The sequence below is a fragment of the Neorhizobium sp. S3-V5DH genome (genome assembly GCF_004343065.1).
In the GTDB taxonomy this organism is placed as follows: domain Bacteria; phylum Pseudomonadota; class Alphaproteobacteria; order Rhizobiales; family Rhizobiaceae; genus Neorhizobium; species Neorhizobium huautlense.
Genome location: NZ_SMCL01000004.1, coordinates 176,393 through 193,864 on the forward strand (window position 1 = coordinate 176,393; position 17,472 = coordinate 193,864).

Genomic DNA, 17,472 nt, shown 5'->3' on the forward strand with positions numbered 1-17,472 from the left:
AACCGGAAAAGCTGAAATGTTTATCCGTGTTTTTCGGGATATGGTGGTGACAGCAGACCGAGGCTGGAGGAGCCCGGCTGCGGGACCGAAATCGGGAGGCGCTCATGCCCAAGGAAAGCACCTATACGGCGAAGCTGCCGGATGCGGACGGCACCTATCATTATACGACTGAAGAAGATGGCATCTGGAGCGAACTCTACCAACGCCAGATGACGCTGCTGGCCGACAAGGCCTGTAAGGAATATCTGGACGGCGTAAAGCTGCTCGGCCTGAAGCCTGACAAGGTTCCCCAGCTTCACGATATCAACCGACGCCTCAACGAAACCACCGGCTTCGGCGTGGAAGGCGTGCCGGCACTTATCCCGCCGTCGCGCTTTTATGAATTGCTATCCCAGGGCAAGTTTCCGCTGGCGACCTTCATCCGCCGCCGGGAGCACATCGACTACATCGAAGAGCCGGATATCTTCCATGAGGTCTTCGGCCACTGTCCTCTGCTGACGAACCAGAGCTATGCCAATTTCGTTCGCCGCTTCGGTGAGAAAGCCGTCGGGCTCGGCAAGGAATATTCCTGGCACTTGTTCCGGATATTCTGGTTCACTGTCGAATTCGGTCTCATCGACACGCCGCAGGGACGCCGCTGCTTCGGCGCCGGTATCGTCTCTTCTCCCAACGAGACGCGCGCCGCGATGGAAGGAAACGAAAGCGAATTCCGCCCCTTCGACCTGATGACGGTGCTTAGAACGCCCTATCGAATCGATATCGTCCAGCCGATCTATTACGTCATCGACAGCTTCGCGCAGCTGGAAGCAATCATTGAGGAGGATATCGGCGCTCGCATCAGAGACGCCAAGGCCCTTGGCGATTTTCCGCCCGCCTTCGAGGCCAAGGCCTCCTAAGCATGCCACTTTTATCGGAAGGTGGCTTGCCTTGTCGGCCCTCATCGGCCAACGTCCCCCACAAATGATGGAGGGACGCAATGGCGGAAAAGTCGATCGATCACGCCTTCACGGCAACCAGCCTTACCTCTGCTGCGACCGATCCCACCTTTGCCGGCGCGCTGTCCTTCATGCGACGACGCTTCACGAAAGATCTGGCGGGTGTCGATGCGGTGGTGTGGGGCATTCCCTTTGATGCGGCGACCTCCAATCGGCCGGGCGCACGCTTTGGACCGCAGGCGATCCGCCGGGCCTCCGCGATCTTCGACAACGACCCCCAGTATCCGTTCTCCCGCGATCTCTTTTCGGAAATGGCGGTGATTGACTATGGCGACTGCCTGCTCGACTACGGGAACCATCAGAAGACGCCGGCGGCAATTGAGGCCCAAGCGAATGTGATCCTCGACGGCGGTGCTTTCCTGCTGACGCTCGGAGGCGACCATTACATCACCTGGCCGCTGCTCAAGGCGCATGTGGCCAGGCACGGCCCTCTTGCCCTTGTCCAATTCGATGCTCACCAGGATACGTGGCTCGACGACGACCGTCGTATCGACCACGGTTCGTTCGTAGCGCGGGCAGTGCGCGACGGCATTATCGATGCCACGCGCTCGATCCAGATCGGCATCCGCACCCATGCCCCGGAAAATTTCGGCATCCGCCTCCTCTATGGCCATGAGATCGAGGAAATGAGTGCAGCCGAAATCGCCGCGACGATTCTCGACCATACCGGCGGAAAACCGGCCTATCTCACCTTCGATATTGATTGTCTCGACCCTGCTTTTGCGCCAGGCACCGGAACGCCCGTAGCCGGCGGTCCCTCGAGCGCCAAGATCCTCTCGGTTCTGCGCCAGCTCGGCGGCCTCGATATCCGTGGCGCGGATGTGGTTGAAGTCGCGCCCGCCTATGATCATGCCGATATCACCGCCATTGCCGGAGCGACCGTTGCGATGTATATGCTCGGGCTTCGCGCGGAGCGGCAGGCACTGCGTTAAACTTCTGAATCAAGCGGCTGGTAAACTGAATCCGGCCGTCAAGCCAAGGCACTGACATCACAGGATAAAGACAATGGCAGCGAAAATCTTCATCGATGGCGAACACGGCACCACGGGACTGCAGATCCGCACCCGCATGGCCGGCCGCCGCGACGTCGAACTGCTGTCGATCCCGGAAGCCGAGCGGCGCAATGCCGCGATGCGCGAGGATCTCCTGAACAGCGCCGACATCGCCATCCTCTGCCTGCCGGACGACGCCTCCCGCGAGGCCGTCTCCATGCTTTCCGGCAACAACAAGGTGCGGGTGATCGACACCTCGACGGCTTTCCGTGTCGATCCGTCCTGGGCCTATGGTTTTGCCGAGATGGATCAGGCTCAGGCCGACCGGATCAAATCCGCCCGTTTGGTTAGCAATCCGGGCTGCTATCCTACCGGCGCCATCGGTCTCATCCGGCCGTTGCGCGCTGCCGGCATCCTGCCGGACGGTTATCCGGTAACGGTCAACGCCATCTCCGGTTATACCGGCGGCGGAAAGCAGATGATCGCACAGATGGAGAATCCTGACCATCCGGAGGCCATCAGGGCCAATAACTTTCTCTATGGCCTGCCGCTCAAACACAAGCACGTGCCGGAGATGAAGGTTCACGGCCTGCTCGATCGCCCGCCGCTGTTCTCGCCGTCCGTCGGCCGCTTTGCGCAAGGCATGATCGTGCAGGTACCGCTCTTCCTGGAAGACTTGAAGGGTGATGCGACGGTTGAGGGCATCCACAGAGCGCTTCTCGAGCACTATGCCGGGCAGGACATCGTTACGGTCGTCCCGCTCGAAGAGAGCAAGGCGCTTCCTCGCGTCGATGCGGAAGAACTGGTCGGCAAGGACACGATGAAGCTCTTCGTGTTCGGCACGCAGGGCAGTGCGCATGCCAACCTCGTCGCACTGCTCGACAATCTCGGCAAGGGCGCTTCGGGTGCGGCCGTTCAGAACATGGATCTGATGCTGTCGGCCTGATGACCGGCAGCATTCCCTTCCCCTTGGAATGGCGGATCGAAGGCGCCCGCCAAATCGCCGATACGATCGTCGGCACCGTCTACGAAGTGACGCGTGCCGGCGGCGAACTCGATATCGTCAAAGTCCTTAAACCCAGAGCATTGGAAGACAATCTTCGCGGCGCCGATTTTCTTGCGTGGCGCGATGGTGTCGGCTGCGTTCGACTGATCGGGCGCTCCGGCAACATCCTGTTGATGGAACATGCCGGCGGGGCGACGCTCCGCGATCATCTTGTCGCTCACAGCGACCGCGACGCCACCCGGATCGCGAGCGAGGTGCTGACGGAATACCACCGCCCATCGGACACACCGCCACCCGCTAGCCTGCAGCCGCTGTCCCGTTACTTCGCGAGCCTGTTCAACAAGGCAGAAGCCGACCGCCACCTTGGTGTTGCCAGCCCCTTCGTCGAGGCGGCCGCTATGGCGGAAGACCTGATCGGCAATCAGCAGGACATCAAACCGCTGCACGGCGACCTGCACCACGAGAACATTATGCTTGGGCCACGCGGCTGGCTGATCATCGATCCGGCCGGCCTGATCGGCGATGCGGCGCTCGATGTCGCCAACATGTTTTCCAATCCGCTCGACCGGTTCGACCTGACACGAAACGAGGAACGCATCGCCTCGATGGCGGAGGTGTTCTCAGGAACGCTGAGGCGCGATGTCCGCACCATCCTCCGTTATGGCTTTGCCTATGGCTGCCTTTCCGCCGCCTGGCATTACGAAGACGACAACGCCAAAGATTGCGAAGACGAGCTTGCCGTCGCTGCAGCGATTCGCAGCGTATTGCGGCAGGCCTAGGCGATCCGCCTTGCCGGTCCGAATGTCTGTTTCAGACCAAGGTTGAGCGCGAGCCTCTCACCCGGTCCGTGTACGGCAGCGAACAGCATACCGGCGCGAAACGTGAAATGGTCGACGAAGAAACCGAATTCCGCCTGATTGCCTTCCCAATGGCTCGGCCCGTGAAAGGCGAATGCCAGAAAGATGACATAGATGCCCGCAAGCAGCGCCGCCTCCGAAAAGAAGGCCCCGGTCAGGAAAGCAAAAGCCAATCCCGCTTCGAAGACCGCAGCGGACCATGCGAGGACGAGCGGAAACGGAAGACCGGCGCCGGCGATATAGCCCGCCGTCGACGGCATATCGAAGAATTTGAAGCTCGTCGCCATGACGAACAGGCCGCTGAAAATCAGCCTTGCAACGAGAACCGCGATTGTCCTTGCCATTGTCCTGCCCTCTCTCCTTGGTGCAGCCGTGCGGCTATGCTCCAAGGACGGGTGGTCAGAAGATTTGCCGACAGTCGGGTTGAGACAATTACCCAAAACGGGGCCATTGGGTGATGCCCCGTCCCAGCTTCAGGCTGCCTGCAGGATGTGAATGCCGTGGGTTTCGGTCAACGCCATGGTCCGCTCGATTACCTCCGGCGTTGGCGGGCCTGCCGGCGGTTCATGGCTGGCGGCGGCTTCGAAGAAACCCATCATCCCGTCATCAACGATGGCCATCATTATCGCCGGCTCGGAAGAGGAATTACGATAGGCATGCGGCGCATGGGCAGGAATGGTGACGACATCGCCGGCCACAGCTTCGACTTCGGCTGGCCCTCCCTCCACCATACTCCATATGGTCAAAGTACCCTCCAGAATGCGGAAGATTTCCGGAGAGGCGTGCATATGCGGCGGCGTGCCGCTTCCCGGCGGCACCAGCACGTCGATGACGTTGAACCCGGTGCCTTCCAATTTGCCTCGCTTCATCACCTGGTCGCCCATGACCCAGAAGACGCCGGCGCTCGCGGCCGGATGGACCCTTGCGGAAAAATTGTCATTCATCTCTTTCGTCCTTCGATATGCGCCCTTCCCGTCTTGCCGCATCGAGCAGAGCGCCGATCGCCCATGCAGCCGCTCTTCCCGCCTCTTCGCCGGATAGCCCCCAATAGTCCTTCATGGTTTGCCAGGCCGTAGCACTGAAAAGCAGCTGGACCGTCGCCTCCAGCTGTCGCGCCCGTTCGGGTTGGAGAAGGCTCGACACGTCCGAGAGACTTCTTTTGAAGGCTGCCTGCCGCTCGTCGTTGGCCTGCAGCCGCATCTGTCGGCCCGGGCCGCTCGCATGGGAGGCGCGCACGATGCCTTCGATGCCATCCAGCGAAGTGAAGAGTGCCGGCGGCAGATCGACGAGATCGCGCTCGCTCTCTGGCCAGAAGCGCACGCCGAGCGAGGCATTGGTGCTCTGCCAGAAGGCCGAGAGCAGATCCTCTTTGGTCGGGAAATGACGAAAGATGGTCCGGCGATTGACGCCACTCACCTCCGCCAGTTCGTCGAATCCGAGAGCGCTGTCCGGATCGCTTTCCAGTATTGCCCTGACGCCGGCCAGGATGCGCTCTCGCGTTTGCTGTGCCTGTTCCGTCCGTAGCGGACTTTCGTACTTTGTCACTTTTAGTGTATTCATGTCACCTATAATGACATGAATATCGAGAGCCGTCAACCCAACAAAAAAAGGCGGACGGAACTAGATCCGCCCGCCTCGGAGAGGCCTTTGATGATGGGAGATCAGCTGCGGGTAACGACCGCCGTTTCGGGAGGATATTCTCCGATGAAACCGCGCCAGTGGGCTATGGCAAATCCGAGAACGATCATGGCCATGGCCTGATGGGTAAGCGCCAGATGCATGGGAACCTGCATCACCAAGGTTGAAATCCCGATCAGCGCCTGGATGCCGACCAGCACGAAGAGCAGGATTGAACGGCGGGCATGGGTGCTGCCCGGCGCCTCGGAGAGCGAAACGATCATGTGAACGAGTGTGACGGCAAACAGCAGATAGGCGCCGCATCGATGCGCGAACTGCACCGTCTTGGGATTTTCGAAGAGGTTGATCCACCAGGGCTCTTGAATAAACAGGTCGCCCGGCACCAGCGCGCCGTCCATCATCGGCCAAGTCGTGTAACTAAGGCCGGCATCGAGACCTGCCACCAGGGCGCCGAGATAGATCTGAAAGAGAACGAGGAGAGCGATGCCACCCGCTGCCCAGACGGACTTTCCAGTCGGTGGCGCGTCATGGCTATGAGGCGACAGGCCACGCATAATCCAGACACAGGCGGCGAAGATCAGACAGGCAATCGTCAGATGCGTGGCGAGCCGGTATTGCGAGACGCTGACGAGTTTGCTGAGGCCGGAGGAGACCATCCACCAGCCGATAAAGCCCTGAAAACCGCCGAGTGCCAGGACGCCCACCAGCGGCCAGCGCAACCGCTTTTCAATGCGGCCCGTTAGCCAGAAGAAGAGAAGCGGAGCGGCAAAGACCACGCCGATGGAGCGGGCTAGGAAGCGGTGTGCCCATTCCCACCAGAAGATCGACTTGAATTCGTCAACCGTCATGTCCCTGTTGACCTGCTGGTATTGCGGAATGCGCTGATAAAGGCGGAACTCCTCCTCCCACTCCTCCGCCGAGAGCGGCGGTATCACCCCATGGATCGGCTTCCATTCGGTGATCGAGAGACCGGAATCGGTGAGCCGGGTCGCTCCCCCGACCAGGACCAGACAGAAAAGCGTGAAGATAACGACCCCCAACCAGATGCGCACCGCCTTGCGGTCGCGCTCGAGGCGCTTCGTCTGTTTCACGACATCGATGATGACTGCGTTCGTCGCGGACATGGGATACTCCCGTCGCTCGTGGCGAAAAGACGTCTTCAGACGCCTTTTGTTCTTTGGCGTTGCTTTGCCTCATCGCCCCATGCAAAACAAGCCCCGACACTTTGCGGCATGCCGTCGCGGATAGGAGAAAACGTCTTGGTCCCGCGTTTGAGAAGTTTCATCGGTACTTTTCTCATCATCTTTCTGGTGGTCATTTATGCGTTGGCTGCCACGACCGTCGCCACCTTCATGCTCGCCACCTCGCCATGGTGGGTGCATTTTCTCTATTTCCTGTTCTCCGGCCTGCTCTGGATCCTTCCGGCCATGCTGATCATCAAGTGGATGGCAGGTCCCAGACCTCCCAGGAGCTGAATTTACGGGCGGTTAACCAGCCGCTGCGGTTTGTCCGCACACCGGACCAAGGATAAACGGACTTTTGGCTCCTCCTCCCTATCGTGCCGGCAAAACGGCATCAGCGGGCGAAGCCATGCAGCAGCGGGGAACCCAATACAAAGAACAGATCGTTCCAATGCCTGGAGGCCCGGCTGCGGACGACATGGTGCGGTTTGCCGATCTGTCACTGCACGTCCTCGACAATCCGCAGCCGATCGAAGCCGAGTGGCGCCGTCTGGAGACGCAGGAAAAGAACTCCCTGCACCAAGGGTTCGATTGGTGTCTTGCCTGGACGCAGGCACACAAGAGCGAGCTCGCCATCCTTCAGGGTGTGGCCGAAAATCGGACGCATCTCATCCTGCCGCTCGAAATCGTCGCAGAAAAAGGCGTGAAGATCGCGCGCTTTCCTGGGGACCGGTTCAACAACCTCAATTCCGGCCTCTTCGCCAATCTCGCCGAGCCCGACACGGAGGAGCTTCAGAACTTTGTTCACGCCGTGCGGACGGCGTTAAAGGACAAGGCCGATCTGATCGTCCTCGACAATATCCCGCTTGCCTGGCGCGGTACCCGGCATCCGCTTCGCGGACTGGCAACGACCGAAAACCAGAACCGCTCCTTCCAGCTTCCGTTGCTTGGCGATTTCGAGGCGACCATTGCGCAGCTCAACGCCAAAAGCCGTCGCAAGAAATTCCGCTCCTCAAGCCGCAAGCTCGAGGCAATCGGCGGGTATGATCACATCTGCCCTGAAAGCAGCGCCGAAAAGCATGCGCTCCTGGATCTCTTCTTCCATCAAAAGAGCGAGCGGCTTGCGCAGTTCGGGCTGCCGGATGTGTTCCAGCCGGAAGATGTCCGTCGGTTCTTTCACCGGCTGCTGGACGTGCCAGCCGCAGGTCTCGACACTCCGCTCAGTCTCTCCGCCATCCGTTTGCGCGGCGAACATCAAGGCCATGTCGCCGCTATCGCCGGTCTCTCCCGCAAGGGCGACCACGTCATCTGCCTGTTCAGTTCCATCGACGAAAGCATCTGCCCCGAAGCCAGCCCTGGCGAACTGCTGTTCTGGCTGACCATCGAGCAATCCTGCCGCGAGGGCGCCGCAGTCTTCGATTTCGGCGTCGGTGATCAGCCCTACAAGCGAAACTGGTGCACGCAGGAAACCGTCCAGCACGACATCCTGCTGCCACTGACTTGGAAGGGATCGCTGCTGCGTCCGCTGATGATGGGATTGACCAGGGGCAAGGCGATGATCAAACGCAATCCCCACCTCTACTCCCTGGTTCAGCGCTGGCGAGTCGGCCACAGCCCGAAAGGGCCAGCGCCAGCCTCGGAAGCGGAATGACCGATCAGGCCGCGCGGCGGCGACCGCGCCGCGGCGAATGCAGGTCCCCCGCTTCGCTCATGACCAACAGGTGCCGATAGCCGGCCATCTCGAAATCAGTGACGAGTTTCGCCACCTCGTCGTCCTTGAAGCCCGGAACCGAGAGAATGATATCCGCAGTCTCATCGCGCGCCAGACGCGAAATGCCGGAAATCTCGGCAGGCCCGCATTCGACCAGCACCAGATCATAGGCGTCGGCCAGCGCATCGATGATCATCGTCAACCGATCGGCGCCGCGCATGGCCTTGCCCGGATCGGAAGCGCCATGTGGTATGATGTGGGCATCGGAGAGACGATCCCGGTGGATCGCGTCGCCGAACGCGGTCTCGCCGCAGAGCAGATCGGTAATGCCTGCTAATTTCGGATTTTCAGCCATCAGGCGCGTCGGGCAGGCGGAACCGGTCATGTCGATCAGCGCCACGGTCCGCCCATGTTCGGCAATCTCGCGGGCCAGCATCACGGTTGCCGTCGAACCTTCGTCACCGCCCGGTGAAATGGCGATCGCCACCGGAACATCGTAACGTTCAAGATAGCGGGCAACCGAACCGATCGTGAAGCCTTCGTCCTTGGCTTCGACCTGCTCCACCCGCTCCTCCGCCGTCGGAGAGACAAAGCTTTCCGAGACCTTGGCGCGTGCCTTGGCCGCGGCCTCGCGCACGTCGAAACGCGCGGCTTCGGCCTGCATCTGATGCACCGGCAAGGAGGAATCGGCGGGAACGACGGCTGCAGGAACCGGTGCCGGCAAGGCTTTCGCCTCGCGGTCGAACTCGACATCGCCCACACCGGAAGGGCGAAGCGCGCGGCCGCTGAAGAGCTCGATGATCATGACGATCAGGCATCCGAAAATGAACGTCGCGAGCGACACCACGGTGACGATCGGAATGACTTTCGGAAAATAGGGTTCGGGCGGCTCCACAGCGGGGGACACGATGCGCGCGTCGGCCGGGCTCGCATTGCTGTCGAGACGCGATGTCGCCTCGCGGAAACGGGCGAGATAGGTTTCGAGAAGCTGGCGCTGGGCAGTGGCCTCACGCTCAAGTGCCCGCAGCCCGACCTCCTCCTCTCCGGACTTGGCCGAATCTGCCTTGAGGCCGTTCAGCTGTGTCATCAACTGACGCTCACGCAGCCGCGCCACCTCCGCATCGTTTTCAAGACTGGCAAGTATCTTCTTGGTTTCACTGTCGATCTGCTGGCGAATGCCACCCAGCTGGGCGCGCAGGCCTTTCAGCCGCGGATGGCCCTCCAGCAATTGGGTGGATTGGTCGGATATCTGGGCCTGCAGATTGGCTTCAGCTTCCTTCAGGCGCTGGATGACCTGCGATCCGACGACGTCGGTCAGCGTATCGGATGCCCGCCCCGCTTTCAGCGCCGCGCGAACGTTTTCAGCCCGCGCTTCGGCATTGGCCCGCTCGGCCCGCACACGGGCGAGCTCGGTTGAAATGTCGTTGAGCTGCTGGGTGGAGAAGCTATTGGTTTCGGTCGTCTGGAAAAGGCCGTTGGAGGAGCGGTAGTCCGCGACTTTCTTCTCCGCCTCCTGAACCTTGCCGGTCAGCCGGACGATTTCCGGTTCGAGCCACCTTGCGGTCTCGGAATGGGTATCGAGCTTGGCACCGCTCTGAATCTCGAGATAGACCTCCGCCATCCTGTTGGGAATGTCGGCTGCGAGCCTCTGATCATGCGAGGAAAACTCGATCGCGATCACGCGGGAATTTTCGACGGGATAGACCTGCAGCTTTTCGCGAAATTCCTGGATGACCCGGTCCTCGGCGTCGAGCGTCATCGGATCCTGTTTGAGGCCGATCAGAACCAGGGGATCGGGCAACAGGGACTGGGCCGCCGGGTCGAATTCCTTCAACTGGGCCAGCTTCAGCTCGCGGACCACGCGCTTGATGAGATCGCTCGACTGCAGGAGCTGCGCCTGGCTGGTGACGTTCAGCGAGTCGAGAACCGGATCGTTCGCCTGCGGCGCGCCCTCTCCTCCCGACAGGTTTGGCGAACGGGATTCGATGAGAAGCCGCGTCTCGCCTCTGTAGCTCGGCTTCATCAGGCTCGCCCCGACAAGAGCGACGGCAGCGGCTATGACGGTGGCGCCGATGATCCTGGCTTTGCGTTCCCATACGGCCGCGATAATCCGACCGAGATCGATATCCACGTCCTGATTGCTGCCGTTTACGCCTGACATGATACGCTCCAACTACCGGTTTGGGCGGATGGTAAAGGATCATGGTAACGCGAGGGTTAATAGTGTTCCGGGCGACCGTTGCTCATTAACGGCCGTTAAATTGCGGCGTTCTTTACCGGACATTAACCCTAACAGACCGATAACGGACGCAATGGTATGAACAGCCGGAGCCCGGAACGCGAAAATGTCCTTCGCCCCATTCAAACACGTGACGGCCAAGCACGTGCTTGTGCTCGCACTTGGCGTGGCTGCGACGGCATTGGCCGGCTGCACGAACCATGCGCCGGCGCCGAAGAGCTTTCAACAGGCGACGATCCAGCCGTATCGGCTCGACAGCGGCGACCGGCTGCGGATCAGCGTCTTCGAGCAGCCGGGCCTATCGAATACCTATACTGTCGACCAGGCCGGCTATGTGGCCTTCCCGCTGATCGGCCAGGTCGCGGCCCGCGGCCAGACACTGCCTGCGCTGGAGGGCGCAATCGCGTCCCGCCTGAAGCAGGGTTATCTGCGCGACCCCGATGTCACGATCGAGGTTGACCGGTATCGTCCGGTTTTCGTGATGGGCGAAGTGGGGCGGCCGGGGCAATATTCATATGTGCCCGGCATGACGGCCCAGAACGCTGTTGCGATCGCCGGAGGTTTCACCTCGCGCGGCAACCAGCGGGATGTGGATGTCACCCGCAAGATCAATGGACAGGTGATTACCGGCCGAACGACGATTGCCGCTCCGGTGCTGGCTGGCGATACGATCTACGTCCGCGAGCGGCTCTTCTGACGAACCAATGACGGAGAGCGCTCCCCTGCGGATACTCCATTGTTTCCGGTCTCCCGTCGGCGGGATCTTCCGCCATGTGCGCGATCTCGTCGAAGAACACCGGGCACTCGGCCACGAGGTCGGCATACTCTGCGACAGCTCGACCGGCGGTGCGCATGAGGACCGCCTCTTCGACAGCATAAGGCCGCAGCTTTCGCTCGGCCTGATCCGCATTCCGATGCGTCGCGCGATCGTTCCGTCGGATCTCGTGGCCATCTACAAGAGTTACAAGCACATCAGGAGCTTGCAGCCGGATATACTGCATGGACATGGTGCCAAAGGCGGCGCCATTGCCCGGCTGATCGGCTCAGCACTGCGGGTAAACAGGTATCGCGTAGCCCGCCTCTATTCGCCGCATGGCGGCAGCCTGCATTTCGACCGGAACACACTGTCCGGTCAGGTGGTGCTGCGGCTGGAACGTTTCCAGGAGCATTTTGGAGACGCGCTTGTCTTCGTCTGTGACTACGAAAGGCGGACCTACGAGAGGAAAGTCGGCAAGCCGCGCAAAATATCACGGGTGATCTACAACGGCATCAGGGACGCTGAATTCGAATCGGTCGAAACGGACCCGGCCGCCCCGAATTTCCTCTATATCGGCATGCTTCGCGACCTGAAGGGACCGGATGTCTTCATCGATGCCTTCGCCCGCACGGAACGGGCTGTCGGACGCCCCCTGTCTGCTCTCATGGTCGGCGACGGACCCGACCAGGACCGTTACGCGGCGATGATGGCCGAGCGGGGGCTTGGACGGCGCATCCTGATGCGGCCGGCCATGCCGGCTCGCGAAGCTTTCGCCCTGGCGAAGATCGTTGTTGTGCCCTCGCGCGCCGAGGCGATGCCCTATATCGTGCTGGAGGCCTTGGCGGCCGGCAAAGCCGTGATTGCCTCGCGCGTCGGCGGAATTCCGGAAGTACTGGGAGACGCAAATGCCGCGCTCGCCCAACCCGGAGACGCGGAGGATCTCGCCCGCGTCATGAGAGAGGCGGTCACCACGCCCGATTGGCGGGAGCACGTCATGCCAAAGCCGAACGCCTTCAAGGCAGTCTTTTCCGCCTCCGTCATGGCCCGGGAGATGCTCGGCCTGTACCATAATCTGCTGGGCTCGGACGCTTTGGCAGACCGGCGCTAAAGGCTTCCTTCACCTCTTTTTGCTAGGTCCTTTTTCAGTGCCTCCGTCTTCCTTGGACCGGAGGCGAAAAGGATTGGGCCATGAACAAGCCGAGCAAGTCCGAACAGTTCGACGTCGATAACCTTCGAAGGAAGGTTTCGGAAATCCGTTCCAGCGAAAAAACGCGCGCCGCGGAGGAAGCAATCGTCCTCAATCCGCTCGCCCGGCAGATTGCAGAGCAGTTTCGCAACGACAGCACCTCTCCGGCCATGCTCATTGGCCAGTTCCGCCTGTTCGAGCTGGCGGCAATGCTCGCGATCGGCCTGCTCGTCGGAGCGTTAATGGCTCCCACCGATGCCAGCGGCTTCCTCGCCCGCTTCGCCCTGATCGCCACCGGCGCGACCGTCACCGTTCTGTTGCTGCAGCTTGCGGATGCCTATCAGATCCCGTCACTGCGCGGCGCCAGCCGCACGGCCAGGCGTGTTTTCGTCGGCTGGACGATCGGCTTTACGCTGACGGCGGCTGCCCTTCACGTGGCGGAAACGGAGCCCTATTCCGTTGCGGCTCTTCTTGTCTGGTTCGCAACCGGCGCCGGTTTCCTGCTTCTGGAGCGGCATCTCACCGCCTTCGCCATCCGCAACTGGGCGCGCAACGGCGTCATGGAGCGGCGTGCCGTCATCGTTGGCGGCGGCGAGCCGGCAAAGCAGCTCGTGCGCCAGCTGGAACAGCAGCCAGACAACGATATCCGCATCTGCGGAATCTTCGATGACCGAAACAGCGAGCGCTCTCCAACTGTCGTGGCCGGTTATCCGAAGCTCGGCACCTTCGCGGAACTGGTCGAATTCGCCCGTCTTGCACGTATCGACATGCTGATCATCGCGCTACCCGCGACCGCCGAGCAACGCATCCTCCAGCTTTTGCGCAAGCTCTGGGTCCTGCCGGTCGACATCCGGCTTGCCGCCCATGCAAACCGCCTGCGCTTCCGTCCCCGCTCCTATTCCCATGTGGGGGCGGTGCCGATGTTCGACATCTTCGACAAGCCGATCCGCGATTGGGATTCGGTTGCCAAGCGGGTCTTCGACATCCTGTTTTCGCTGGTCGCGATCAGCCTGCTCTGGCCCGTCATGCTGATCGCGGCAATTGCCGTGAAGGCAACCTCCAAGGGCCCTATCCTCTTTCGGCAGAAGCGCCACGGCTTCAACAACGAGGTGATCCAGGTCCTGAAGTTCCGCTCGATGTACACCAATATGAGTGATCAGAGTGCGATCAGGGCGGTCACCAAGGCCGACCCTCGCGTGACGCCAGTCGGGCGTTTCCTTCGGAAATCCTCGATCGACGAACTGCCGCAGCTCTTCAACGTCCTGCGCGGCGAACTCTCCCTCGTCGGGCCGCGCCCGCACGCGGTGAGTGCCCAAACCGGCGAGCGCAAATATGTGGACGTAGTCGAGAGCTATTTTGCCCGCCACCGCGTCAAACCGGGCGTCACCGGGTGGGCGCAGATCAACGGACTGCGCGGCGAGCTTGACAGCGACGAGAAGATCCGTGCCCGCACGGCCTACGACCTCGATTACATCGAGAACTGGTCGCTGCTCTTCGACCTGAAGATCCTATTCCTGACGCCGGTCCGGCTGCTTAACACGGACAACGCCTATTGAGCGCCATCGCCGCCGATCATCCGGCCCACGGTCATCCGGGTCATTTTGACAGCCGGTTGGCTGCACTGAGGCTTGCGGGCACCGGCCTGATTGCGTTCGGCGTCTTTCTCTCAGGTTTCGTGATTTCCGAACCCGCTCCTTATGAACTGATCATGGTGATCCAGATCGGTATCTGGTTTCTGATCGGTCTGAAGATTTCACGCACCGTCGCGCCGCTCCTCGTCCTGCTGCTGACATTCAACTTGAGCGGCCTCACTTCCATGTTCGTCATGAAGGACATGAGCGCGGCGCCGATGTATTTCGCGGTCTCGATCTTTCTGGCGCTCAGTTCGGTCTTTTATGCCGCCGTCATCGAAAGCGACCACCGGCGGCTGAACCTTATCTTCAAGGCCTGGGTGACCGCCGCGATCATCACCTCGCTGCTCGGTATCCTCGGCTATTTCAATGCGTTTCCAGGCGCGCATGTCTTCACCCGCTACAATCGCGCCATGGGCGCCTTCCAGGATCCGAACGTCTTCGGCCCCTATCTCGTCGCGCCGCTGCTCTATCTTCTCTATCGGATGCTGACCGGCCGGCTCATTCAGGCGCCGCTCCTGATCCTCGGAATTCTAATCCTGGCCCTCGGGATCTTTCTTTCCTTTTCGCGGGCAGCCTGGGGGCTGCTTCTCTTTGCCGGCGCCGCGCTCGTCATCGTTATGCTGCTGAAGGAACGCACAGCGGCCTTCCGATTGAAGATCCTGGCCATTGCTGTGGGCGCAGTCGTCTTTCTCGCCCTCACGCTGGCAATTGCGCTTCAGTTCGAACAGGTCTACGACCTCTTCATGAACCGGGCAAAACTGGTTCAGGAATATGACGGTGCGCGTCTCGGGCGCTTCGAGCGTCACAAGATCGGCTTCCTGATGGCCATGGAACGGCCGCTCGGGCTCGGGCCGATGGCGTTCGGAAAGATGTTCGGCGAAGACGAACACAATATCTGGCTGAAGACGCTCACCACCTACGGCTGGCTCGGTGCCGTCACCTATCAGGTCATGATCTGGTCGACGCTCTGGTTCGGCTTCCGCTATATGCTGCGCGAACGTCCCTGGCAGCCTTATCTGATGATCGCCTGGGTCATGATCCTCGGCCATGCGATCATCGGCAACGTCATCGACACCGACCACTGGCGGCACTTCTACCTGCTGCTCGGTATCGTCTGGGGCTGCGCGGCACTCGAACATCGGTTTCGTCGCATAGGATCGTCCCTACGCCCCGCGAGCACTTGACTTGGGCTCCCGACGCGCCAAATTGTTCCCATGCTGACAGCTTCTCAACTGCGTGCTGCACGCGCCATGACGGGGATAACGGTGGAGGAACTTGCCGCCGCTTCCGGTCTTTCAAAATCCGTGATCGAGGAAGCAGAGGCGGCCCAGGTCTTCGCAGGCTCCGATGTCACCGAGCGCCTGCGCACCATCTTCGAATCAAGAGGCATTCTCTTTCTCGGTGCCGGTGAAGGCGACGATGCCGGCGCCGGTCCCGGAGTCAGGCTGCGCCAGAAGTCCCACGACGAAGGCATCCGGCCGCAGAACCTGAACGCGGCAAACGACGACTGAAGCCGCCCTACAACGACGATACGTCGGTTGGGCAATTGCGGTCCCGGCATCTCACCTTTCCCCGGTAAAAAACGAGCCGCAACGCGAAGCTAATATCGCAAAAATTGCCGTTTCGACCGGTTACAATTTTTAACGATAAAAGCGCAAAATTCCCAGGAACAAAAATTCACCATGTGAGTTGACGTTCTAATAATTAAGGGGAAGCTGATGACAACGTATCTCAAAACGGATGAGATCGAGGACCGGGGCCTCAAGAAAGTCTGGAGCGTCGCAGAATTCGCCAAGCGCTACCGACTGGACCGAGAAGAGGAAGCCCGCCTTTTGAAACTACTTGGGCCTTTCGCCTCTCAGCAAGAACTGCTGATGAATGCAAGCCGGGCGCCGCGCTTCAGATAGGCTTTCCGACTGTTCTTCCCATCACTTGAACCGGCTCGGCTCGACGCCTGAAACCCGAGCAGATGTAGTTCGATCTTTCGCCCCATACTTTTCCATCCAGCGGAACCTTTACCCTCCTCCCGTCGTTCGCCAAGCGTGACCAGTTCGCGCCGCAGTGCGCAAGGAGGAACAAGATGATGAAAATGTTGTCGAGTACGGGGCTGATCGCAGCCCTTTCGTTTGGCGCCCTTGGCGCCCTCCCTACGTCCGTTTCCGCGCAGGATCTCGAGCTTCGTCTCGGACCGGACGGCGTCCGGCCGGTTATTCGGGACAGAGACCGCGAATATCGCCGCGGCTGCAGCCCCGGCGAAGCACGGGCCGCAGCCCGCGACGAAGGCTTCCGTCGTCCGGAAGTTATCCGCGTGACCGACCGAAGCGTGACAGTGGAGGGCATGACCCGCAACGGTCGGGATCGCATCCGCTTCGCCAATCGACCGGGATGCCCGGAGATTTAATCGGCCAGCAAAAATGGAGATACGAAAGCCCTGCTTCGGCGGGGCTTTTTCCGTGGTAAGTCCGCTTCAATCAGGCAATGGGGGAGAGGTAAATGGTCGGGGCGACTGGACTTGAACCAGCGACCCCTTGACCCCCAGTCAAGTGCGCTACCGGGCTGCGCTACGCCCCGACCAGCTTCTGAACGAAGCATGCCTTCCTTACTGACATGCCACTGTCGGCGCAAGAGAAAAATCCGCCAAAAACAAATCTGTTCAACCTGCAGGAAAGACCGGCATGACCCGCCCTGCCGATCCGGCAGGGCGGACCCTTGTCGAGATCACGAATATGGCGAATAGCACTGACGGCGCGGGCCGCCGTAAGGCTGGTAGGTATTGTCGTAGGCCCTGTAGGATCGGTAGCGAGAGTAGCACCAGTTCACGTGGGCATTGCCTCCGACATACCGCCGGGGTGTGACGTAACGCGGCTGCGCCAAAGCTCCGCCGATGATGGCGCCGGCGGCAAGACCACCGATGATCGCACCGACATTAGAATCGCGGTGGCGGCGATAATAGCGATCCCGGTAGTAGCTATCCCGATAGTAGCGATCACGATAATAGCGCCGCGGACCGCCGTCCCGGTACCGCCAATAGCGGCGGCTCTCCAGGCGGGGGCTCAAAGCGTTCTCGCTCCACTGGACGGTTTGGATCGCCTGCGGGGCTTCGATTTTCGGCGCGCCGACCGTTGGAAAGGCCTGGGCCGGCGCAATGCCGCTCAAGGCTGTAATCAAGGACAGTGCGACGACGGCAAGTTTCTTCCTCATAATTCACCTCCTTTGATCCTGTGGAGGAAATGATCCTCCTTTTCGTATGAACAAAGGGTGAATGGTAAATTTGAG

19 protein-coding genes and 1 tRNA gene are annotated in these 17,472 nt (G+C 60.7%); 13 read left to right on the plus strand and 7 right to left on the minus strand.

Translation table 11 applies throughout. From position 1 onward, the window contains the following. The first annotated feature begins 104 nt into the window (after positions 1-104). The 4 genes from EDE09_RS08785 to EDE09_RS08800 all read left to right on the plus strand — a co-directional run bounded on the left by EDE09_RS08785 (position 105) and on the right by EDE09_RS08800 (position 3,772). Positions 105-896, plus strand: coding sequence for a phenylalanine 4-monooxygenase (locus tag EDE09_RS08785; protein ID WP_132409806.1), 792 nt, complete (start codon positions 105-107; stop codon positions 894-896). A gap of 80 nt (positions 897-976) precedes the next feature. Further along, positions 977-1,927 (plus strand): agmatinase, encoded by a 951-nt coding sequence (speB, locus tag EDE09_RS08790; protein WP_132409808.1) that lies wholly within the window; start codon positions 977-979, stop codon positions 1,925-1,927. A gap of 73 nt (positions 1,928-2,000) precedes the next feature. Beyond that, a complete protein-coding gene (gene argC, locus EDE09_RS08795; protein ID WP_132409810.1) occupies positions 2,001-2,933 on the plus strand; it encodes an N-acetyl-gamma-glutamyl-phosphate reductase in 933 nt (310 codons plus the stop codon). After that, the gene (locus EDE09_RS08800; protein WP_132409813.1) at positions 2,933-3,772 is read left to right on the plus strand and encodes an aminoglycoside phosphotransferase family protein; all 840 of its coding nucleotides are present in this window, start codon (positions 2,933-2,935) and stop codon (positions 3,770-3,772) included. Before argC ends, EDE09_RS08800 begins: the two co-directional genes overlap by 1 nt. Here EDE09_RS08800 and EDE09_RS08805 read toward each other — a convergent pair. The 4 genes from EDE09_RS08805 to EDE09_RS08820 all read right to left on the minus strand — a co-directional run bounded on the left by EDE09_RS08805 (position 3,769) and on the right by EDE09_RS08820 (position 6,612). Beyond that, positions 3,769-4,194, minus strand: a complete 426-nt coding sequence (locus EDE09_RS08805) for a DoxX family protein (protein ID WP_132409815.1) — start codon at positions 4,192-4,194, stop codon at positions 3,769-3,771. The two genes, EDE09_RS08800 and EDE09_RS08805, sit on opposite strands and share 4 nt — an antisense overlap. Before the next feature lie 129 nt (positions 4,195-4,323). Then, on the minus strand, positions 4,324-4,794 hold the full coding sequence (locus EDE09_RS08810; protein ID WP_132409817.1) for a cupin domain-containing protein: 471 nt from the start codon (positions 4,792-4,794) through the stop codon (positions 4,324-4,326). Next, positions 4,787-5,410, minus strand: a complete 624-nt coding sequence (locus EDE09_RS08815) for a TetR/AcrR family transcriptional regulator (protein WP_132409819.1) — start codon at positions 5,408-5,410, stop codon at positions 4,787-4,789. Before EDE09_RS08815 ends, EDE09_RS08810 begins: the two co-directional genes overlap by 8 nt. A gap of 101 nt (positions 5,411-5,511) precedes the next feature. Next, entirely contained in the window at positions 5,512-6,612 is a 1,101-nt protein-coding gene (locus EDE09_RS08820; RefSeq protein WP_132409821.1) for a COX15/CtaA family protein, read from the minus strand. Between the two features lie 135 nt (positions 6,613-6,747). On the opposite strand from EDE09_RS08820, the gene EDE09_RS08825 reads away from it, so the two are divergent. After that, a complete protein-coding gene (locus tag EDE09_RS08825) occupies positions 6,748-6,963 on the plus strand; it encodes a DUF2842 domain-containing protein (RefSeq protein ID WP_132409823.1) in 216 nt (71 codons plus the stop codon). A 64-nt stretch (positions 6,964-7,027) separates the two neighbouring features. Further along, complete coding sequence (locus EDE09_RS08830) at positions 7,028-8,320, plus strand: GNAT family N-acetyltransferase (RefSeq protein ID WP_245505098.1); 1,293 nt, start codon at positions 7,028-7,030, stop codon at positions 8,318-8,320. 4 nt (positions 8,321-8,324) lie between these two features. Here the strand turns inward: EDE09_RS08830 and EDE09_RS08835 are convergent, their stop codons facing one another. Then, positions 8,325-10,541: an exopolysaccharide transport family protein gene (locus EDE09_RS08835; protein WP_132409827.1), complete on the minus strand. Its 2,217-nt coding sequence runs from the start codon at positions 10,539-10,541 to the stop codon at positions 8,325-8,327. Positions 10,542-10,725: 184 nt separating this feature from the next. Here EDE09_RS08835 and EDE09_RS08840 point away from each other — a divergent pair, with 184 nt between their 5' ends. The 7 genes from EDE09_RS08840 (at position 10,726) to EDE09_RS08870 (ending at position 16,597) form a co-directional block, all read left to right on the plus strand. Next, complete coding sequence (locus EDE09_RS08840) at positions 10,726-11,316, plus strand: polysaccharide biosynthesis/export family protein (protein WP_132409829.1); 591 nt, start codon at positions 10,726-10,728, stop codon at positions 11,314-11,316. Positions 11,317-11,323: 7 nt separating this feature from the next. After that, complete coding sequence (locus tag EDE09_RS08845) at positions 11,324-12,484, plus strand: glycosyltransferase family 4 protein (RefSeq protein ID WP_132409831.1); 1,161 nt, start codon at positions 11,324-11,326, stop codon at positions 12,482-12,484. 80 nt (positions 12,485-12,564) lie between these two features. Further along, positions 12,565-14,118, plus strand: a complete 1,554-nt coding sequence (locus tag EDE09_RS08850) for an undecaprenyl-phosphate glucose phosphotransferase (RefSeq protein ID WP_132409833.1) — start codon at positions 12,565-12,567, stop codon at positions 14,116-14,118. Positions 14,119-14,123: 5 nt separating this feature from the next. After that, entirely contained in the window at positions 14,124-15,380 is a 1,257-nt protein-coding gene (locus EDE09_RS08855; protein WP_132410099.1) for an O-antigen ligase family protein, read from the plus strand. A gap of 30 nt (positions 15,381-15,410) precedes the next feature. Continuing rightward, positions 15,411-15,707 (plus strand): helix-turn-helix transcriptional regulator, encoded by a 297-nt coding sequence (locus EDE09_RS08860; RefSeq protein WP_105372007.1) that lies wholly within the window; start codon positions 15,411-15,413, stop codon positions 15,705-15,707. Positions 15,708-15,914: 207 nt separating this feature from the next. After that, the gene (locus tag EDE09_RS08865; RefSeq protein WP_105372008.1) at positions 15,915-16,103 is read left to right on the plus strand and encodes a hypothetical protein; all 189 of its coding nucleotides are present in this window, start codon (positions 15,915-15,917) and stop codon (positions 16,101-16,103) included. A 173-nt stretch (positions 16,104-16,276) separates the two neighbouring features. After that, on the plus strand, positions 16,277-16,597 hold the full coding sequence (locus EDE09_RS08870; protein ID WP_132409835.1) for a hypothetical protein: 321 nt from the start codon (positions 16,277-16,279) through the stop codon (positions 16,595-16,597). 93 nt (positions 16,598-16,690) lie between these two features. Here EDE09_RS08870 and EDE09_RS08875 read toward each other — a convergent pair. Then, positions 16,691-16,767: transfer RNA gene (locus EDE09_RS08875), tRNA-Pro, on the minus strand. Positions 16,768-16,914: 147 nt separating this feature from the next. Then, complete coding sequence (locus tag EDE09_RS08880) at positions 16,915-17,397, minus strand: BA14K family protein (protein WP_132409837.1); 483 nt, start codon at positions 17,395-17,397, stop codon at positions 16,915-16,917. Between the last annotated feature and the right edge of the window lie 75 nt (positions 17,398-17,472).